The sequence below is a fragment of the Chroococcidiopsis sp. genome (assembly GCF_051657925.1).
GTDB lineage: Bacteria > Cyanobacteriota > Cyanobacteriia > Cyanobacteriales > Chroococcidiopsidaceae > Chroococcidiopsis.
This window is the reverse complement of record NZ_JBOFLP010000177.1, coordinates 1-18,900: the sequence shown is the minus strand read 5'-3', so window position 1 is coordinate 18,900 and position 18,900 is coordinate 1. Positions and strand designations below refer to the sequence as shown.

At 46.1% G+C, this 18,900-nt stretch carries 14 protein-coding genes and 2 pseudogenes; 10 read left to right on the top strand and 6 right to left on the bottom strand.

Annotation, left to right across the window (positions count from 1 at the left end; translation table 11 throughout):
- The 7 genes and pseudogenes from ACRC32_RS14410 to ACRC32_RS14380 form a co-directional block, all read left to right on the top strand.
- Nucleotides 1-451: pseudogene (locus tag ACRC32_RS14410) on the top strand (NAD+ synthase); the annotation flags it as partial.
- A gap of 168 nt (nucleotides 452-619) precedes the next feature.
- Nucleotides 620-1,147: a protein-tyrosine phosphatase family protein gene (locus tag ACRC32_RS14405; protein ID WP_438554619.1), complete on the top strand. Its 528-nt coding sequence runs from the start codon at nucleotides 620-622 to the stop codon at nucleotides 1,145-1,147.
- 403 nt (nucleotides 1,148-1,550) lie between these two features.
- Complete coding sequence (gene cphA, locus ACRC32_RS14400; protein WP_438554618.1) at nucleotides 1,551-4,163, top strand: cyanophycin synthetase; 2,613 nt, start codon at nucleotides 1,551-1,553, stop codon at nucleotides 4,161-4,163.
- A 147-nt stretch (nucleotides 4,164-4,310) separates the two neighbouring features.
- Nucleotides 4,311-4,733 (top strand): FeoA family protein, encoded by a 423-nt coding sequence (locus ACRC32_RS14395; protein WP_438554617.1) that lies wholly within the window; start codon nucleotides 4,311-4,313, stop codon nucleotides 4,731-4,733.
- On the top strand, nucleotides 4,706-5,275 hold the full coding sequence (locus ACRC32_RS14390; RefSeq protein WP_438554621.1) for a FeoB small GTPase domain-containing protein: 570 nt from the start codon (nucleotides 4,706-4,708) through the stop codon (nucleotides 5,273-5,275). Before ACRC32_RS14395 ends, ACRC32_RS14390 begins: the two co-directional genes overlap by 28 nt.
- Nucleotides 5,256-5,603, top strand: a complete 348-nt coding sequence (locus ACRC32_RS14385; RefSeq protein ID WP_438554616.1) for a hypothetical protein — start codon at nucleotides 5,256-5,258, stop codon at nucleotides 5,601-5,603. Before ACRC32_RS14390 ends, ACRC32_RS14385 begins: the two co-directional genes overlap by 20 nt.
- Nucleotides 5,600-5,833, top strand: coding sequence for a FeoC-like transcriptional regulator (locus tag ACRC32_RS14380; RefSeq protein ID WP_438554620.1), 234 nt, complete (start codon nucleotides 5,600-5,602; stop codon nucleotides 5,831-5,833). Before ACRC32_RS14385 ends, ACRC32_RS14380 begins: the two co-directional genes overlap by 4 nt.
- A 230-nt stretch (nucleotides 5,834-6,063) precedes the next feature.
- Here the strand turns inward: ACRC32_RS14380 and alaS are convergent, their stop codons facing one another.
- A complete protein-coding gene (gene alaS, locus ACRC32_RS14375; protein WP_438554615.1) occupies nucleotides 6,064-8,694 on the bottom strand; it encodes an alanine--tRNA ligase in 2,631 nt (876 codons plus the stop codon).
- A 254-nt stretch (nucleotides 8,695-8,948) separates the two neighbouring features.
- On the opposite strand from alaS, the gene ACRC32_RS14370 reads away from it, so the two are divergent.
- Nucleotides 8,949-9,158, top strand: a complete 210-nt coding sequence (locus ACRC32_RS14370) for a heavy-metal-associated domain-containing protein (RefSeq protein WP_438554614.1) — start codon at nucleotides 8,949-8,951, stop codon at nucleotides 9,156-9,158.
- A gap of 129 nt (nucleotides 9,159-9,287) precedes the next feature.
- Nucleotides 9,288-10,073: an SDR family oxidoreductase gene (locus ACRC32_RS14365; protein ID WP_438554613.1), complete on the top strand. Its 786-nt coding sequence runs from the start codon at nucleotides 9,288-9,290 to the stop codon at nucleotides 10,071-10,073.
- Between the two features lie 466 nt (nucleotides 10,074-10,539).
- Here the strand turns inward: ACRC32_RS14365 and ACRC32_RS14360 are convergent, their stop codons facing one another.
- Nucleotides 10,540-11,073: a hypothetical protein gene (locus ACRC32_RS14360; protein WP_438554612.1), complete on the bottom strand. Its 534-nt coding sequence runs from the start codon at nucleotides 11,071-11,073 to the stop codon at nucleotides 10,540-10,542.
- 126 nt (nucleotides 11,074-11,199) lie between these two features.
- Nucleotides 11,200-12,312, bottom strand: a complete 1,113-nt coding sequence (gene dprA / locus ACRC32_RS14355; protein WP_438554611.1) for a DNA-processing protein DprA — start codon at nucleotides 12,310-12,312, stop codon at nucleotides 11,200-11,202.
- A 240-nt stretch (nucleotides 12,313-12,552) separates the two neighbouring features.
- Here dprA and ACRC32_RS14350 point away from each other — a divergent pair, with 240 nt between their 5' ends.
- Nucleotides 12,553-13,539, top strand: coding sequence for an ABC transporter ATP-binding protein (locus ACRC32_RS14350; protein ID WP_438554610.1), 987 nt, complete (start codon nucleotides 12,553-12,555; stop codon nucleotides 13,537-13,539).
- On the opposite strand, the gene ACRC32_RS14345 is transcribed toward ACRC32_RS14350, so the two are convergent.
- From ACRC32_RS14345 to ACRC32_RS14335, 3 genes and pseudogenes are all read right to left on the bottom strand, one after another.
- Nucleotides 13,536-15,971, bottom strand: coding sequence for a DUF3769 domain-containing protein (locus ACRC32_RS14345; RefSeq protein ID WP_438554609.1), 2,436 nt, complete (start codon nucleotides 15,969-15,971; stop codon nucleotides 13,536-13,538). The genes ACRC32_RS14350 and ACRC32_RS14345 overlap by 4 nt on opposite strands.
- 159 nt (nucleotides 15,972-16,130) lie before the next feature.
- Nucleotides 16,131-16,247 carry a photosystem II reaction center protein I gene (locus ACRC32_RS14340; RefSeq protein WP_015152134.1) on the bottom strand — a complete coding sequence of 39 codons (117 nt, stop codon included), beginning with the start codon at nucleotides 16,245-16,247 and terminating at the stop codon, nucleotides 16,131-16,133.
- A gap of 223 nt (nucleotides 16,248-16,470) precedes the next feature.
- A pseudogene (locus tag ACRC32_RS14335) lies at nucleotides 16,471-18,900 on the bottom strand (hypothetical protein); the annotation flags it as partial.

The following is an 18,900-nucleotide window of genomic DNA, read 5'->3' as shown; positions in this document are numbered from 1 at the left end:
TGAGAGGGGCGAGGAGAGTGGAGTGAGGAGTGAGGGAGTAAATACCAATTACCAATTACCAATTACCAATTACCAAACAGAAATTATTCCCGAAAATGTCATCAACAAACCCCCCAGTGCAGAGTTAAAGCCAGGTCAGTTAGACCAAGATTCTCTACCTGACTACGATATTTTGGACGATATTTTACAAAAGTTGATTCAAAAGCATCAATCGGCGGCGCAAATTGTTGCTGCTGGACATGATGCGGCTGTAGTCGATCGCGTCGTACAGTTGGTTGTCAAGGCAGAATTTAAACGCCGTCAAGCGCCTCCTGGCTTAAAAATTACCGATCGCGCCTTTGGTACTGGCTGGCGAATGCCCATTGCGAATAAGTGGGTTTCTAGTAGTACAATTCCATCGTCTGAGGTAGTGTCGCAAGCTTCTTTGAGTCCTTCTCTACCACCGCGATAAAGTTTCTCTTGTCATTTGAATCCGAACAAATATTTAGAAGCGAGTTTTTACCTCACCTGGATTTAGATCTATTGGTACGCTGTTTGAATATATCAGACCAGTACGATGCAACAGTAGCATTTTCCCAAGCTTTGCAACAGCAACAAAATTAGTCAATGCCATTGCTTTATGTATAAATTTGCACCAGCTTCAAAGCAAGAAGCTATTGTATTTGGCTCGGCTCGACCTGGCTATTCAGAAGCACAGGTGCGAGATTGGCTTGAATATATGAAAGGTCAAGAAATTAAACGAGTTTGCTGCTTACTGCCCCAAAAGCAACTCGCTCCCTACTCAGATTTACTTGGCACTTATGCACAAGAGTTTGGCAGTCAACAAGTCTGCTGGACACCAATTAAAGATTTTACGCTCGCTGACTCCGATCTGCTGAATGGAAAGATTTTACCATTTTTACTGGAAGCCGACCGACAGGGCGAGAAAGTTGTCGTACATTGCAGTGGGGGTGTTGGGCGCACTGGTCATGTTTTAGCGGCATGGTTAGTACGCGGTCGCGGTTTTTCCAACCAAGCGGCAATTAAAGCAGTTAGACAGATGGGTAGAAATCCGTATGAAGTTGCGATCGCGGCAGTTTTTCAGGGTAAAAATCCGTTTAAAATGGTTGCTGAGCTGGAATCACTTTTAGATTGTTGTCGGGCTTAATTTAGATGAGTTTGCAAGCGGAGTTTTCCTAACTATTCATCGCTATTTTACTGAGAATTTAGTATAGAATTTTACTGAATTTTTGCAACAGTTAGTATTTTAATTGCCGCGAGATATGATGAGGGCTGCAATCTTTTATTCATACCAAGTTGCATTTAAAAAAGATTTGTTTCGCGCAAAGACGCAAAAACGCAAAGCGGCTTCTCATAAAAGAGTAGGCGCAAAGAAGAAATATCTGAAGAAGAACGCTAAGGGGATTCTATTTGCGATCGCAATTTGATATTAACTACAAATTACTAGGTGAGGAATTAAAAATTCTCTTCCAAGTCATGGGAAGATAAACGTGGAGCTAGAAATTACAGTGGAATGACCAGATCGCTAGTTGTCAATCGAAAAAACTGCGATGAAAATACTCAAAATTCAGACGTTACAAGGTCCTAACTATTGGAGCATCCAAGACCACCAGCTGATCGTCGTGCGTCTCGATTTGCAAGATTTCAGCGATCGCAAACCAAATAGAATTTCTGGCTTTTTGAAGGGGCTGACTGAGGCGCTACCCAGTTTGGGCGATCGCGAGTGCGATTTGGGAGAAAAGTTTTTAGAGCGGTTGCAGGACGGCTGCTTATGGATGGAGGAAGTCGTCGAACACGTAGCATTAGAATTGCAAACTTTAGCTGGAATGCCCGTAAGTTTCAGTCGAACTCGAAAGACTGCAACTCGTGGAGTTTATTACGTCATATTTGAATATCAAGCTCCAGAAGCGGGACGCTATGCGGCAAGAGTTGCTGTTCGTTTATGTCAGAGTATTGCAGAGAAAGGGCGCTATCATCCCGACGATTTACGGCAAGATTTGCAAGATTTGCAGAGACTTGGGGCAGAGGCGGCGCTGGGTCCAAGCACGGAAGCGATTGTCAAAGCTGCTGAAGCAAGAGGTATTCCTTGGCTGCGATTGGGGGCGCGGTTTTTAATTCAGTTAGGTTATGGAGCCTACCAGCATCGGATTCAGGCAACGCAAAGCGATCGCACTAGTATTTTAGGTATCGAGCTAGCGGGAGATAAGGAAGGAACGAAACGCATTCTTCAAGATGCAGGGGTTCCCGTTCCGCGTGGCATGACGATTAGTTATTTTGACGAGTTAGAAAATGCGATCGATGCTGTAGGCGGCTTTCCTGTGGCAATTAAGCCCCTCGATGGCAATCATGGCAGAGGTGTGGCGCTGGATATAAATACCTGGAAAGATGCAGAAGCAGCTTACGATGCGGCAAGCGTAGCCTCAAAATCTCGGACTGTCATTGTCGAGCGTTGCTACACGGGACGCGACCACCGCGTGCTAGTAGTTGATGGCAAAGTGGCTGCTGTTGCCGAACGAGTCCCCGCCCATGTGGTGGGGGATGGGCGTTCTACGATTAACGAACTGATTGAAATGGTAAATCGCAATCCGCGCCGAGGACAGGGTCACGATAACGTGATGACGCGGATCGAATTAGACCGTAGCAGTTTTGAACTTCTGCGCAAACAAAGGTATAGCTTGGATACCGTGCTGAGAGAAGGAGAAATTTGCTATCTACGGGCAACAGCTAATTTGAGTACGGGTGGAATTGCGCTCGATCGCACCGATGAAATTCACTCCGACAACATCTACTTAGCTGTAAGGGTGGCAAAAATCATCGGACTGGATATTGCTGGTATCGATATTGTTACCCCCGATATCTCCCGTCCCCTAGCAGAAGTCGGTGGCGTAGTTGTCGAAGTGAATGCTGCGCCTGGTTTTCGGATGCACGCTCACCCCAGCCAAGGTTTACCGCGTCCAGTGGGGGAAGCAGTCTTGAATATGCTATTTCCTCCTGGCACTCCCAGCCGCATTCCGATTGTGGCAATTACAGGGACTAATGGCAAAACGACAACCACCCGTTTAACTGCCCACATGTTTCGCCAAACCAAACGTATTGTTGGCTACACGACTACCGATGGGACATATATAGACGATCGCCTCGTGGAGGTAGGAGATAATACTGGTCCCCACAGTGCGAAGTTGATTCTGCAAGACCCCATGACAGAAGTTGCAATTTTGGAAGCAGCGCGGGGCGGAATTTTGCGTTCTGGTTTGGGCTTTGCGACTTGCGATGTCGGTGTTGTTTTGAATGTCGCCGCCGATCATTTAGGAATTGACGGGATCGATACGGTGGAAGACTTGGCATATGTCAAAAGCGTGGTTGCAGAAACAGTCATGCCTGAAGGTTATGCCGTTCTGAATGCTGACGATCCGTTAGTGGCGGCGATGGCAAAACGGGTCAAGGCGCAGATCGCTTATTTCTCCATGCAACCAGATAACGAAATCGTACGGTCGCACGTCCAACAGGGTGGACTTGCCGCAGTCTACGAAAACGGTTATTTAACATTTAGAAAACAAGAATGGTCGGAACAGATCGAACAAGCAGTAAACATACCGCTGACATTAGGCGGAAAAGCTAATTTTGCGATCGCCAATGCTTTAGCTGCCAGTCTAGCCGCCTTCGTGCAAGGTGTAAAAATAGAGGATATTCGCGCTGCCTTGATTGCCTTTAAACCATCGACAAGTCAAACCCCAGGACGAATGAATTTATTCGACTTGGGCAAATATCAAGCTTTAATTGACTACGCTCATAATGGCGCGAGTTACCAAGCAATGGGTGATTTTGTCCGGCATCATACGGGAGAACGGATCGGTGTAGTGGGAGGTCCAGGCGATCGCCGCGATGAAGATTTACTTAACCTGGGTAGGCTGGCGGTGGGAATCTTCGACCGCATCATCGTTAAAGAAGATGACGACACTCGCGATCGCCCCCGTGGTGAAGCTGCCGAACTCATTTGTCAAGGCATTGAAGAGGAAAAACCTGATTTTCACTACGAAACTATTCTCGACGAAACCACAGCAATTAACACCGCCTTGGATACTGCAACTGAGGGTAGTTTAGTCGTCATTCTACCTGAAAGCGTCAGCCGTGCAATTAAGCTGGTGGAAACTCGTTATCAGTGAACAGTTGTTAGTGAGGGGTGGTAATTGGTAATTGGTAAGGAACAAATAACAATAACTTAATTCTTAATTGTTGATAAAAACTCTCAAGTATATCAGCTCTTTAATGATACTTTTCAATCAGAATAGTTTTCATCAGGAGATTGTCTAATGGATGGCGAAGACAATCAGGTTAATCCTTGGCATCGAAATTGGCAGCGACCGAACTGGAAGAAGTTTATCTTCTTTTGCGAGTCTAGCGATCGCGGAAAAGCGGATGAGGTCGATCCCATGCCAGATCGGTTAACTCTTTCTCTGGCAATGACAAATATTGGCGATCGCGTCAGCATTGTTGGTTTGAACTGTGGTGAGGCAAACAGCCGCCTGATGGGAATGGGATTAATGCCTGGTATCCAGTTAGAAGTTATCAGCCGCACTGAGAGCGGCTCGGCGATCGTGGCACTTCAAGAGCAGCGGATCGGACTAAATGCAGAGATGGCGCATCACATTCAGGTCGCGATCGCCGATAGAGGAAATGAAGATTCCCAGATGAGTCAATTTAGCACATCTGTGACGAGGCAGATTTATTCATAAACATTGTCGATGCCGCTAATTTAGAGCGAAACCTTTACCTGACAACACAAGTGCTTGAAATGGGAGTGCCGCTCGTCGTGGCGCTGAACATGATGGACTTAGCAGAGAAAAGAGAAATTCGCATCAATCCTTCGTTGCTATCGGAACGTTTGGGTTGTCCAGTTATTCCTATCTGTGCCAATACTGTTAGGGGAGTGCCACAACTGCGTGACAGTATCAACAATGCCTTGGTGCAGCGATCGCTTCCCAAAACCCATGTAACATATCCGGCAGTCATTGAAGCGGCGTTAACTGAATTAATTCCACTTGTCGAAGCTAATATTCGCGATCGCCAGGTGAAACCGCGTTGGGTAGCTTTAAATTTACTGCAATATGAAGACCGAGTAGCACCAGAGGTCAGCAGTGAAGCATTGCTGCGAGCGATCGTTACACATCGTCGGCAAATTCATCAAACCCTGGGAGATGACATCGATTTATTAACTGCTGATAGTCGCTATAACTGGATTCACCACTTACGGACAAATGGCACAGCGATTCGGTAGCACTACAGCGGCGATCGCCTTCCTCCTGTTCGTTCTACTTTACTTCCCTTGTGTGTCTGCTACAGCTGCGGTATATCGCGAAACTAACTTAGGTTGGACGATTTTCTCTAGCTGTTGGACGACGGGAATAGCGTATTGGGTTGCCGTGTTCTACTACCAGTTGATGACTCTGCAACAACATCCGATGACAGCGATCGCTTGGCTAATCGGACTACTAGTGTTTATGGTTGCTACGTTAGTCGTGCTGAAACGCTTTAGTTCTCGTCGCCATCAACTACGAACCGTCACTGTCGCCAAACGCGCAGCAGAACCAGCCATGAGGAGATAACAACGATCTTACAAGAATTACAGAGCTATTTGCGCCAGCATCATCATGCATCCTTGACTCAACTAGAACAAGATCTCCACATTGATGTCGATGTGTTGCGGGGGATGCTCGATCGCCTCGTTCGCAAGGAAAGGATACGCAAAACGGTAGGCAAAAAATGCGATAGTTGCCACAGTTGCGCTCCAGAAACAATTGAGTTTTACGAGTGGACTGGCTGCAAGGAGAATTGATGTCAGATTGCGGCTGTCAAGTTGAGGCAAATGCGGCACAACGTAAAATCCTTCTGTAAATATAGTGGGCATCGCCCACCCTACAACTTTTGCCACCACCACTTCTGATTAAACAATCAGAAGGATGAGCAAAAGCTCACCCTTAAACCTAAAACAATCAGAAGGATGAGCAAAAGCTCACCCTTAAACCTAAAACAATCAGAAGGATGAGCAAAAGCTCACCCTTAAACCTAGCTTAAAGCCGATCGCAGCTCTTTTTGAGCAGTTTCTAAGGCTTCTGGAAGCTTACTAGCATCTCGTCCGCCAGCCTGGGCTAAATTCGGTCTACCACCGCCGCCACCGCCACAAATTTTAGCGATCGCACCGATAAATTTTCCGGCTTGCAAGCCTTTTTTATTCACTTCTGAACTGAAAGCTGCAACTAAACTTACCTTGTCTGCTTCAGGAACGGAGCCTAAAACAATAGCACCATTACCTAATTTTTGCAACAATCTTTCGGCAGCTGTTTTTAAAGATTCAGGATCGACAGCTTCCATTTGGGCAACGACATATTTGAATTCTCCCACCGATTCAGCTTGAGCTAATAGCGATTCAGATTTTGCTAAAGCAAGTTGTGCTTTGAGGGCATCGAGTTGCTTTTGAGTAGTTTTCAGTTCGGTTTGCAAAGTTGTAATTCGATCCGGTAATTCTTCCGGTTTGACCTTAAAGCGATCGCTCAAATCTTTGACAACTTTGTCTCGTACATTTAAGTAATCTAACACGGCAGGTCCAGCCACCGCTTCAATTCTCCTGACTCCTGAAGCGACACCGGCTTCAGAAATAAGCTTAAATACGCCAATCTCGGCTGTATTGCTGACGTGAGTACCTCCACACAATTCCATCGACACGCCAGGAAAATCTAACACGCGCACTTCCTCGCCGTATTTTTCGCCAAACATAGCAACTGCGCCTCTAGCTTTAGCTTCTGCTAGTGGCAAAATGGAAATTTCGGCTGTATGTGCTTCAGCAATCCAAGTATTAATTGTCTCTTCAATTTGTTGTAACTCATCTGGTGTCACCGGACGAGGACAATTGAAGTCAAATCGCAGTTTCGTGAAATCGACTAGAGAACCTGCTTGCGAAATTGAATCATCGACAATCTTTTTCAAAGCAGCCTGTAGTAAATGCGTGGCGCTATGATTAGCTTGGGCGCGACGACGACAAGCACGATCGATTTGGGCTGTTACCTTATCTCCTACTCGTAAAGTCCCGCGTTCGATTCTGCCAAAATGGACGAAGAAATCGGACTCTTTTTTCACATCTTCAATTCGTACCAAAATTGCATCGCCAGAAAGATAACCGCGATCGCCTATTTGTCCGCCCGATTCAGCATAAAATGGTGTTTTGTCAAGGACAATTTGTACGTCTTGTCCTGCTTCTGCTTCCTCAACGCATTTTCCAGCCATCAGCAGCACTTTAATTTCAGATGTAGCAGCTGGTTGGGCATATCCAACAAAATCGGTAGCATGGATATGCTCGGCAAGTTTATCTAACGAACCTTGTACGGTGAGATCGATAGTTTCGTGTGCTTCTTTTGCCCGTTCTCGCTGTTTTTCCATTTCCACCTCAAAGCCATCTACATCAACAGTGAGGTTGTGTTCTTCAGCAACTTCTTGGGTTAATTCCAACGGAAAACCATATGTATCGTAGAGAGTAAAAGCACTCTCGCCGCTAATTTGAGTTTTATTCTGTTGTTTTGCTGTTTGGATAATTTCATCCAGCAGTTTCTCGCCGCGTTCCAAAGTTTTGAGGAACTGCGATTCTTCTCGTTGCAACTCAGCTTTGATTTGGGCTTCTCGCACGCGCACGTTAGAATAAGCAGATTCAGACAAGGCGATCGCGGTTTCTACAACTTTGGTTGTAAATTCACCCTGAATTCCGATTAATCTTCCATGTCGAACGACACGCCGAATTAACCGCCGTAAAACGTAACCCCGTCCTGTATTTGAAGCGCGAATTTCATCCGCAATCATGTGCATCACAGAACGGATATGATCGCCAATCACTTTCAAAGAGACTTTGGTTTTCTCGTCACAGTTGTTGTAATCAATTCCGGCGATTTCCGCTGCGGTTTTGATGATTGGGAAGATTAGATCGGTTTCATAGTTATTCGGGACTTTCTGGAGGATCTGCGCCATCCGTTCCAATCCCATCCCCGTATCGATATTTTTGTTAGCTAGGGGTGTGAGATTACCTTCTGCATCGCGGTTGTACTGCATAAATACCAAGTTGTAAAACTCGATAAACCGCGTGTCATCCTCTAAATCGATATTTGCGTCACCGCGTTCGGGGTGAAAATCGTAGTATATTTCCGAACAAGGACCGCATGGACCCGTAGGACCAGATACCCAGAAGTTATCATCCTCACCCATGCGCTTGATTCTAGCTTCGGGAACGCCAATTTTGTCGCGCCAGATAGCATAAGCTTCGTCATCATCCTCAAACACGCTAGCAACTAGGCGTTCTGGGGGTAAGCCAAAAACTTTTGTAGACAGTTCCCATCCCCAAGCGATCGCTTGTTCTTTAAAATAGTCACCAAAACTGAAATTTCCTAGCATCTCAAAAAAAGTGTGATGCCTTGCCGTGCGTCCGACATTTTCAATATCATTGGTGCGGATGCACTTTTGAGATGACGTAGCGCGTTTAAACTCAGGCGATCGCTGTCCCAGAAAAATCGGTTTAAATGGTAACATCCCCGCGATCGTCAGTAACACGGTAGGATCTTCTGGCACGAGGGATGCACTCGCGAGGATCTGGTGTCCTCTCTGGGAATAGAATTCTAAAAATGTTTGCCGAATTTCGTTACCGCTGAGGTACTGCATACTGGCTAGGGGTTATGGGGTGATTTAGTTGACAGTTAACGGTTAACCGTTGACTGTCAACTAAGCAGTTTATATATTTTTGCATTTTGGTTTAGCTTATTGCTACTGCTAATCTCGGCATATTGTCCCAACCGTCTGCAACGATCTGCTTTTAGTTGAATGCATAATCTAGCTGAAGAGCCATGAGCGATCGCGTCTTGAATCGATAGAATTGACTTCTGGAGATAAATAAGGACAAATTTTCAGGTTTTTCTATGGCACTCAAACTTACCGTTCCCGATATCAAGTGTGATGATTGTGCAGAAACAATTACTGAATATATCCATACGATGGCACCCGATGCTAAAGTCGATGTTGATGTCGCTGCTAAGACAGTAACAGTAGAATCTACAGCATCCGAGGAGACAATCAAGCAGTCAATCGTAGCTGGAGGTTTTACAGTCGAAGGCTATCAAGCTGGGTAACGGGTAATTGGTTGATAGTTGTTAGCAACAATCAACCAACAACTAACACTTTATTACCACCTCAGCAGCATGACTCATCCCTTGACTACGTGATACACAGCTGTCAGAGCAAAGTAGGGAGATAGGTTTATGCAACTGGCAGGAAAAGTCGCCTTAGTGACTGGCGCGGGTTCTGGGATTGGCAAAGCAGCCGCTAAGTTGATGGCAAAAGAAGGGGCAAAAGTTGTACTGTTGGGACGTTCTGAAGATGAGTTAGAGAAAACTCTAGCTGAAATTGAATCGAGTGGGGGTACGGCAATATCTGTAATTGGTGATATTTCTCAACCCGAACAGATGCAACAAGCGAATCAAAAAGCTGCTGAGAAGTGGGGACGTTTGGACATTGTTTTTGCGAATGCAGGTGTTAATGGTGTTTGGGCATCTTTGGAGGAATTAACGCCAGAAGAGTGGAATAAGACAATAAATATTAATTTGACAGGAACTTTTTTAACAGTTAAGTACGCCGTACCATATTTGAAAAAACAACCAGGATCGTCCATCATTATTACTTCCTCAATTAATGGGACACGGGTGTTTAGTAATACAGGTGCAACCGCATATTCTTGTACAAAAGCGGCTCAAGTTGCTTTTACCAAAATGGTTGCTTTAGAGTTGGCAGAACACAGAGTTCGGGTGAATGTAATTTGTCCTGGGGCGATCGAGACTAGTATTGATGAGAATACCGAACGACGCAATTTAGAAGAAATTAAGGAACCTGTAGAGTTTCCTGAAGGTAAAGTTCCTTTAACAGATGGTAAGCCAGGAACATCCGAACAAGTAGCTCAATTAGTTTTATTCTTAGCTTCCGATGCTTCTAGTCACATTACAGGTACGGAAATGTGGATTGATGGCGGGGAATCGTTGCTGAAGGGATAATTGATAGCTAGAGCTTAAAATAAATAGGGTGGGCAATGCCCACCCCACAATTCAAGCCAAATATTAGGGAAACGAGTAGAGAACGATCGCTCTTATTTAAAACAATATCGTTTTATCATCACGCTCAATTACCTTTTACTAAGTTTTTGTTAAGATATGCAAAACTTGCGCTCTCAGCAAAATAAGTCTGACGCTCTACCCTAGAAGTATTTGGTTGTAAGCGGATTCCCCAAAATAAATAGAGGGATAAAGTGATCGATAAAGCTAATAATATTCTTTGAAACATAACTCTTTCCTCATCACCACACACGTAATTGCCATCTCGTCTGGGCAGCACAGAAAGCAATTTTCACTCTTGCCTTAGTGTGCCTAATATTTTCTACAAAACGATCGGACTCGATTCCGGTCTTTTAACTGGCACAATGAACTAGGGAGTAGGGAATGGGGAGTAGGGAGTAGGGAAGAATTACTTGATTTGCTCTAGAGCTTGACAAATTGCCTGTTTTTGCTCGGTATCGTAGTGCCAGCGTTCTAAAAAGCCTTTGTAGTTCCCTTCTCCAGTTTTGGCTGAGTGCATGAGTTGCTGGGCGCGATCGCGCACGCTAGGCAGATCGACAAGCTGTATAAGCCTTGTCGTGCGGCGACTGACTTGTTCCGAGCCTTTTGCCATATCTTCTTTTTGCTGACGACGATAAAAGATTGCTTGTGCCGTTGACATGGCTATATTTTTGACTAGCAGTTCTGCTACGATGTCTGAACTCGATCGCAGTGCCTCGATAACGGCGGCGGAAGGAGAATCTGCTACAGATGATGCTGAGGTTAAGTAAGTCACGAAAAACCCCCTCGCGCCATTTTCTGTCTTCACCAGTGCCGATATAACAGTAGCTATGTCTGTCTCACTCAGCGTTCCTGCTTCTATCTGTGATAGCAAAGATTGAGTTAAGGCGATCGCCTGCTCGAAGGAGACTGTTGCGGGTACTTCTAGAGAGGATTGTGACATCAGGGGTAAGTTGTTGGTTGTTGGTTGACAGTAAACGCTACGCTTCACTGCGTGAAGACGATTAACTGATAACTGATATGTGTAAAGACGGTTGACGGTTAACTGACAACTGATAACTGATTAAGCCTAACAGCGTTGGTAGCGCATCCCTGGTAGCTGAGATATTAACCCCAGCAACTCCAACTGCAACAAAGCACTAGCAACTACACCCGTAGCATAGCCCGTTTGCTGGACGATCGCATCAAAAGACATTAACTCAGATGCAATTGTCGTCAGCACTTGCTGAAGTTCTGGTGCTAAATCTGGCAGACTTAATTGCTCGATAATAGGGGGGGCTGAATCAAGTTGAGGCATACTTCCCAGCAATTCCAGCAAATGACCTTCACTTAAAATTACCGTAGCACCCTTATTGAGCAAACCCAAACAACCATGCGATCGCGGGTTATCTAAACTACCTGGTAAGACGTAAACATCCCGCCCAAAATCATTCGTAAATCTTGCTGTAATCAAAGCACCTGACTTAGTAGGAGCTTCCATGACCAACACTGCACGGCATAAACCTGCAATAATTCGATTACGACGGGGAAAATGGGCGCGATCTGGGGGAGTTTTACTGGGAAATTCGCTGACTACTAAACTTTGCTCGACAATTTGCTCGTATAGCCGTTGATTGCGGGGTGGGTAGACGACATCAACTCCCGTTCCCAAAACCGCGATCGTCCTTCCGCCTGCATCCAGACAGCCTTGATGTGCCTCCGTGTCAATACCTTCTGCCAATCCAGACACGACGGTAAACCCGTTACGAGCAAGCGCCATACTAATTTTCCGCGTCCAACGCTTGCCATATTCTGAAGGGCTGCGCGTGCCAACAATTCCAATTAGCGGTTTGCTACCCTGATTTTCTGTCGAATCCACCACGCCGCGATGGTACAGCACTGGTGGGGGACTGGGAATTTCCAATAGCAGGCGGGGATACTCATTGCTGTCTGCGGGTGTCCAGAAGTGGGGGTTTTGTGCTGTGTGGGTGGCGAGAAATTCTGCTGGGTGCAGTTGCGATCGCGCCGCATTGACCTGTTCGAGTGTCTGCGTTCCCATCCCCTCCACCGTTTGTAGATCGGTCGAACTCGCTTGCCAAGCTGCTGCTAGCGTCCCAAAATGCTGTTGCAAGCGCTGTAACAACACTGGACCAACCCCAGAAATTTGCGCCCATGCCAGCCAAAAAGCCCTTTCTTCCGTCAATGATTTATCCTTAATGTATGCGCGCCTGTTAGATTACTCGGTTATAGCCTGTCTTTTGGGTAATTTGTCATTAGTCATTAGTCATTAGTAAATCTTCTGATTTGCCGCTCGCTGACAACTGCTAACTGTGCTAGCGTCAATGTAGAGTAGATATCTGTTTTTACTGAGATAACTTTGAGGGGCAAGGGTTAACCAACCAATGACCAATGACCAATGACCAATGACCAATGACTCCTCATTATGTCTATTGTCCTAGTAGAAAATTTAAGTAAAGTTTATCCCGTCGCTGTAAAAGAGCCTGGATTAAAAGGAACTATCAGCCACTTTTTTCGCCGTACGTACCGACAAATTGAAGCAGTCAAGCAAGTTTCGTTTCAAATTGAATCTGGGGAAGTCGTCGGCTTTTTAGGGGCAAATGGAGCAGGCAAAACTACAACGCTCAAAATGCTCACGGGTTTGATCCATCCTTCTAACGGACGAGTCAGGGTAGCTGGACAAATTCCTTTTCAACGCCAACCGGAATTTCTGCGGCAAATTACTTTAGTTATGGGGCAAAAGCAACAACTGATCTGGGATTTGCCAGCTTTAGACTCGCTAAAAATCAATGCTGCAATTTACGGACTTTCGACTCAAGAATATCGCTGCCGTATTGGGGAACTGACAGAAATGCTCTCCCTGCAAGGTAAGCTGAATCAACCCGTGCGCAAACTTTCCTTAGGGGAACGCATGAAAGCGGAACTTTTAGCCGCCTTGCTGCATCAACCCAAAGTCTTATTTTTAGATGAACCGACTCTAGGATTGGACGTAAACGCACAAGTTGGAGTTAGAGAATTTCTGCGGGAATACAATCAAAGGTACGGGGCAACAATTTTATTAACCAGCCACTATATGGCAGATATTACTGCTCTTTGTCAGCGAGTTTTGGTGATTCATAAAGGACAATTAGTTTACGATGGCAGTTTAGACCAACTCGTAGATAACTTTTCTCCCTATCGCGAAGTGCAGGTAGAACTTGCCCATCCTGTATCTGAAGAGGAGTTGCTACCCTACGGTGAAATTAAAGCCGTTACAGGTCTATCGGTACGTTTTTGTATCAAACGCGAAGAAATGACACGGGCAGTTGCAAGAATGCTATCAGAGTTAGAAGTCGTCGATTTAACCGTCACCGATCCGCCAGTCGAAGAGGCGATCGGGCGAGTCTTTACCGCAGGAAACGTGGTGTCTTAATCGCCTCTCTCCACTCCACCAACCACGGGACGAACTCCAGTGGTAGAGAAAGGATCGCCGCCACCCGTCCAGTTGAAATCGCTAATTCGCAAGCTGATAGAACCGATTTCTAGTTCGGGATTGTAGCGCAAGACAACGCCGTAGGTACGCCGACTGTATTCTAAAACGTAGTCAGTACTGAGCGTGTCGTTGTTGTCTAGGTTGAATGATGTTTGAAAACCGATGCGGAAAGGACCGTAAAGTTGCTGGGAAAATCCAAAGCCTAAAACCCGAGTATCGGCAGCACGGTCAAACAAAAACGGCGATATGCCACTGCGGATACCTTCGGAATAACTGACATTAACGCGAGTGTAGTCCAAAAAGGGGCGAGAAAAATGACCGATTTGCCCTTCTAGTCCCACCGTACCGATTAAGGTTGATTGGTTGTCGCCGTTACTGTAGAAACTGCTAGTTCCTGTGACACCAGCAAAAGCTGCTAAGTAAGGAACGACTGGAACGGGCGTGTATTTTAGTCCTTGCTCGGCTGTTGCAGGTAAACCTTTCCCCTCCCAAAGTAAAAAACCGCGATTTAGGGCTACACTACCTTGAAAGCGACCGAGAGAAGCGCGATCGTTCTCCCGCACGGTGTCTAGCAATTCCAAGCGGTCTGTATTGGCATTGATATATTGATAACCTACTTGATAGCTTAAATTAATGCCTGTATTCCCCAAAGGCACGATAGGAGAATTCACAATTCCACCAATGCTACTTTGGACATCTTGATATCCTAAAGTACCGTTATACAAGCGATCGCGGTAGCTAGCTTCCAATGAGACGGTATGGGCTAAACGTCCGCCAACTAACTGTTGAAAGCGCAAACTGCCGCGCAAGTTGTCTTCTAAGTCACCAAAATCTAGACTAGTCAGGATTGCTGAACCAGTTATCGCATTTCTCAATCCCGTACTCGCCCTCAGATTTGCCCTCAAGCCAAAATACTCTGAGTCAAAGAAATTACCATTTCCCTCATCTATTGCCTTTTGCACGAAAAACTGAGGCGTAACGCTGAACTGGACTGCATCAGCATTAAAAATAGGGAAATTGCGTTCGATAAAAATTCCGCCGCGATCGTCGCCATCAAAACCAATTTGAGCCAAGGCGGGGTTGGTTTCGCGCTGGTTGCGATCGATGACTGCTTGGTCGCGGGGAATTGGTAAGGCAAATCTTTGGTCGAATACCAAGCGTTGCTTTTGGGTGCGAATGCGATCGCGCTGAGGTGTCTCTCGCACCAACGTCACCCGATCTGCCCTCAGTTCTAACTCCGGTGGCGAAAATGGGTCGTTCGTAATTCTGACATTTTCTGCCTGCCAGCCTTCGCGGTAGAAATCTATCTTCTCGGCTTCAAATCGCAGCCGTTTCACCGTACCACCTTGTTGACTCGCAGGAACGCCAGCTATTCCCCTTTTGCTGCCGTAGTTGATATTCAGTCCTCCGGCGTTAGTGACTTGCTGTAATGGTTGGCTGGGGGCAAAGCGATCGCCACCTGGTAAAATGCTACTCGTAGTCACGTCAGACCCAATCGGAGCGGCAAAATCTCGACTCGCTGAGGGAATAAAAATTTCCCCTCTACCCCCTTGGAGAGTCCCGCTATCTTGGACGATGTTGAATGTGAATCGTTCTCCCCTTAAGACTTGCTTGCCTGTGGTGTAGACGACATTACCTTCACCGACAGCAATTAAATTCGGAATGCTAACTTGCAAGCGATCGGCATTGAGGACTCCATCTTGCAATCTCACCTCAACCCTACCTTCTGCTGTCACGATGCGGCGATTGGCATCGTATTCTTGACGGTCTGAATTGACTTCTATCACCCTGCGTTTAGTCGCTGGGACATTGGTAGGGATTGATTGCGGTGCTTGTTGCGGCGGCTGTGTTTGCTGAAAAGGACTAGAAGGCGTAGGGGCGCGAAAATCTAATTCTTGAGGACGATTAGGGTCAAGCTCTGAAGGGTTAGTTGGTGTTGCGACTTGTGCCAACAGCTTGTTAAATTTGACGATCGCCGGAGACGGGCGAAAAGTTGGAATTGGTTGCGCTGGTCTCTTAACGGCAGAAGTACGATGGCAGATGCCAGAAGGGGAGCAGATCAAATGTTCTTCTACCTTCTGCCTTTTGCCCTCTGTCTTACCAATTGGTTCTATACCTATATCTGTCTGAGCAATATCAAACTGCTCGGCACCATAGCTGACGGTTACTTCAGAACCCAACATCACAGCCTTTTTTATGGCGATCGCGGCTGCGGTTCTGGTCGTCGCTGCTGGGGAGGAAGCAGATTTGGCTGTCAACAATTCAGCAACAGCAAAAGGTCGATCTCCTCGACTGTGGGGCGAGAAAATTTGCTTTGGTGGTAGGTGTTGAATGAGAGCGGGTGGTTTGGGCGGTGGCACAGATTGAGTCATATTTCAGCTAAAGATGCAAACAACCAGCCCAGAGTATAACCAACCAACGCACAGCTTTACCGCTTGTTGCCAGAAATTGAGCGCGTTGGCAAATCCAAACGCGCTGTCACATCACTTGCTAGTAAAGGTTTCTGTTTATCGTTACCTAGTTATCATTACCTAGTCGAGATCTCTCCGACCGGGGTTACGAGCTGGGTCATTAGACAAAAAGCCAAAGACGAACAGCGTCAAGAAAAAACCAACAACGATATATACGACAATCTTAAGCGTCAGCATAGGTGTATCTCCAAGCTGTATGAGAAGCTGATATTTGTGTCTGATTCAACTCAGACAGCTCTCCTAATAATACCTTAATAAGCAGCTAGGAAATAAAGAGAGCTGAGGAAGCTGAGGGAGCTAAGGGAGCAAAACAATTCAGGCATTCAAAATTCTCTACACCCCACACTTCCCACACTCCCTACACCCTTTCTTGACTGCTCCCTGCTCAGAAGCTCCCTGCTCACTGATCGCTGATAACTGCTTCTGGCTTGTTGTCTCGGTCTGGTTGGTAAAGTTGTTTTGGTGTTGCTACGCTCATTCCTGCTACTGGTGCGGCAGTCGTCATGATCTTGGTACGGCTTTGAGACTTCCAGTGCTGATATCGCAGGAAAGGAAATGAAGCGACTTTTTTCGCTAAAGCCCAGAAGAATACGTAACTGGCTAGCAATCGCTCAAAAGCCCCAAATCGAGATTCTCTCAAATCCTCAATCAATTCCTTTTGATCTTCGGCATTTTGGTCTTTAAAGTAAAAAGCGGCATTTCTGAAGTAAAAATACTCATCGTTACCTTCTAAAACGATCGCGCTACTGAAGCCTTTGCGCGCAATTTCAGGGTTAGGACCCATAACAACAACTTCCGGTCCGACATCAATATTTCTCACGCCGTCTGCTTGTTTGCCCGTCATAATTGCAGCGTTTTCTTGGTGTTTTTGCTTCTGTCCCCGTCTGCCATCGGGTACACCCAGAAATAGCAGAGTTCCTCTCACGACTCGGTGTCCAAAATCGTGCAATAAATCGTCTTCTGGATTTGCCCCATGTACTTCTAAAGAAGCAATTCCGTAGCTGAGAGAAAACAATTTGCTGACATAGGATTTTAATAATTTGCTCACCCAAGGTACGTCACCAATTACCAAGGTTCTTTTGCCAATTCGCGCGAGGAGTTGTCTGCCTTGAAAATAGCGCAGTCCTAGCGTCCAGAGCCACGAACCGAAAATGTATATGGCAATGTCAACTAAATTAACAACAGGACTGACTATTCCCAAAAGAAATGCATCTTGGGGTATATGAGCTATCCAAACAATCAGAGCCAAAATTGTCTTAGCTAAGGGAATTGTGTGACCGAAAGGAATTGCCCATCCGACTGTAATCGCGACATATAAAGCATGAATTCCCCACGCTAGAGGCGTTTCTAAGATATGGAGCGCCCATGTGCGACCACCTGCAATCAGAGTTCGTCGGATCGCGGTTTCAATTGTGTTTCCAGTTGGAGTTGTCCCCATAATTTGCACGACATTGATATCGAGAAAGTCATCCTTCATCTTTTCTAAGGCAGCGAGACTTTCTTGAGTCAAGGTCATCCCAAAGGGGCTGGAGTCAGGAAAATGATGTTTGACCTGCTTTGCCAGATAAAGTAACAATTCCGTTAAAGTATGTTGAGCTGCGGCGACTGCCACGGTTGCAGGTTCAGAAGTTCTGCGTCCGCTACCATTGACGAAGATATTGTGACGCACAGTATTTGAGTGCTTCGGTTGAATCACCCGAGAGCCTAAAAAACTGCTTAACTCTCCAGTCAAAATAAACAGCTCGCCGATGATGTCTTGCCTAAATAGCTGGTCAAAGGTGTTAATTGCCTGTACTGTAGGAAAGGTTTGACCGGATTGAGTAATCGCTAGGACGATTGAATCTTTGCCGAGCTGCAAGCTGCTAAAGTCGTGCTGAAGTTGCTGCAAAACTTCGTTGGAAGAGATGACCCGCACGTTTAGCCACGGAAAGACAATCTTCAAATCCTGGGCAAATCTTTCTCCCAGCCACAAACTATTTTCTACACCTGTCACGAGCAGATCGACAGACGGTAATTGCTGCATGTGTCCGGTCAACCCAGCACGCACCATTTTTTGCCGCTTTTGCTCGAATTTATGTGCCTTTTCACAAAAAAGTTGAACCAGATAATCTGCACTTTGGCGATCGAGTGAGGTTGAATTCTGCCACGATAGTCTAATTTCTGCCATAATTGGCGGAATTTCTCGACAGTCAGCCGCAATTGGATCTATGGTGTCGTTTTCAGGATATTTAACGTGGGGCAGATAGGGATGGTCTGCCATCGATATCCATCTATCCTTGAGGTCTGATGAAGCGACTTCGCATTTTTGACTCATCGAGTAAATTGCAATGTCTTTGGCAGTGACCAGTGCAATTTCTCCCATTTTCTGGTCTAAGTCCAAACGGTAAGACTCTGGTAAATTCAGTAACACAGCATCAACGGCGGCTGGTTCGGAAGCATAAACCATGTATTCGTCTTGCCAATTGAAGCCAACGGACATTGGTTGTCCTTGAGCGCTCAGTACCAGTCGTCCTTCGTCTAGGGTAGAAACTGTAACTAAACCAAAACTCCCTTCCGCTCTCGACATGAACGTTTTGGTGGCGAAATATAAGTCGTTGTGAAAGAAAGCATGAATTGCCGTTCTGACAAAGATGACTCTTCTTTGCCAAGACCATTGGCTCATCGAGCTATCATTAGTCGTTGCTTGTAGAATATCGTGTTCCAGACGACAAAAGTATTGGCTACAGGCGGGAGAATCTGGAGCTGCTAAAAGCTGGCGATACAGCACGAAGATATTTTCAAACGTGGCTGCCCAATTACCGATCTCTGGCGGGGAAGGGGCTGTATTCGG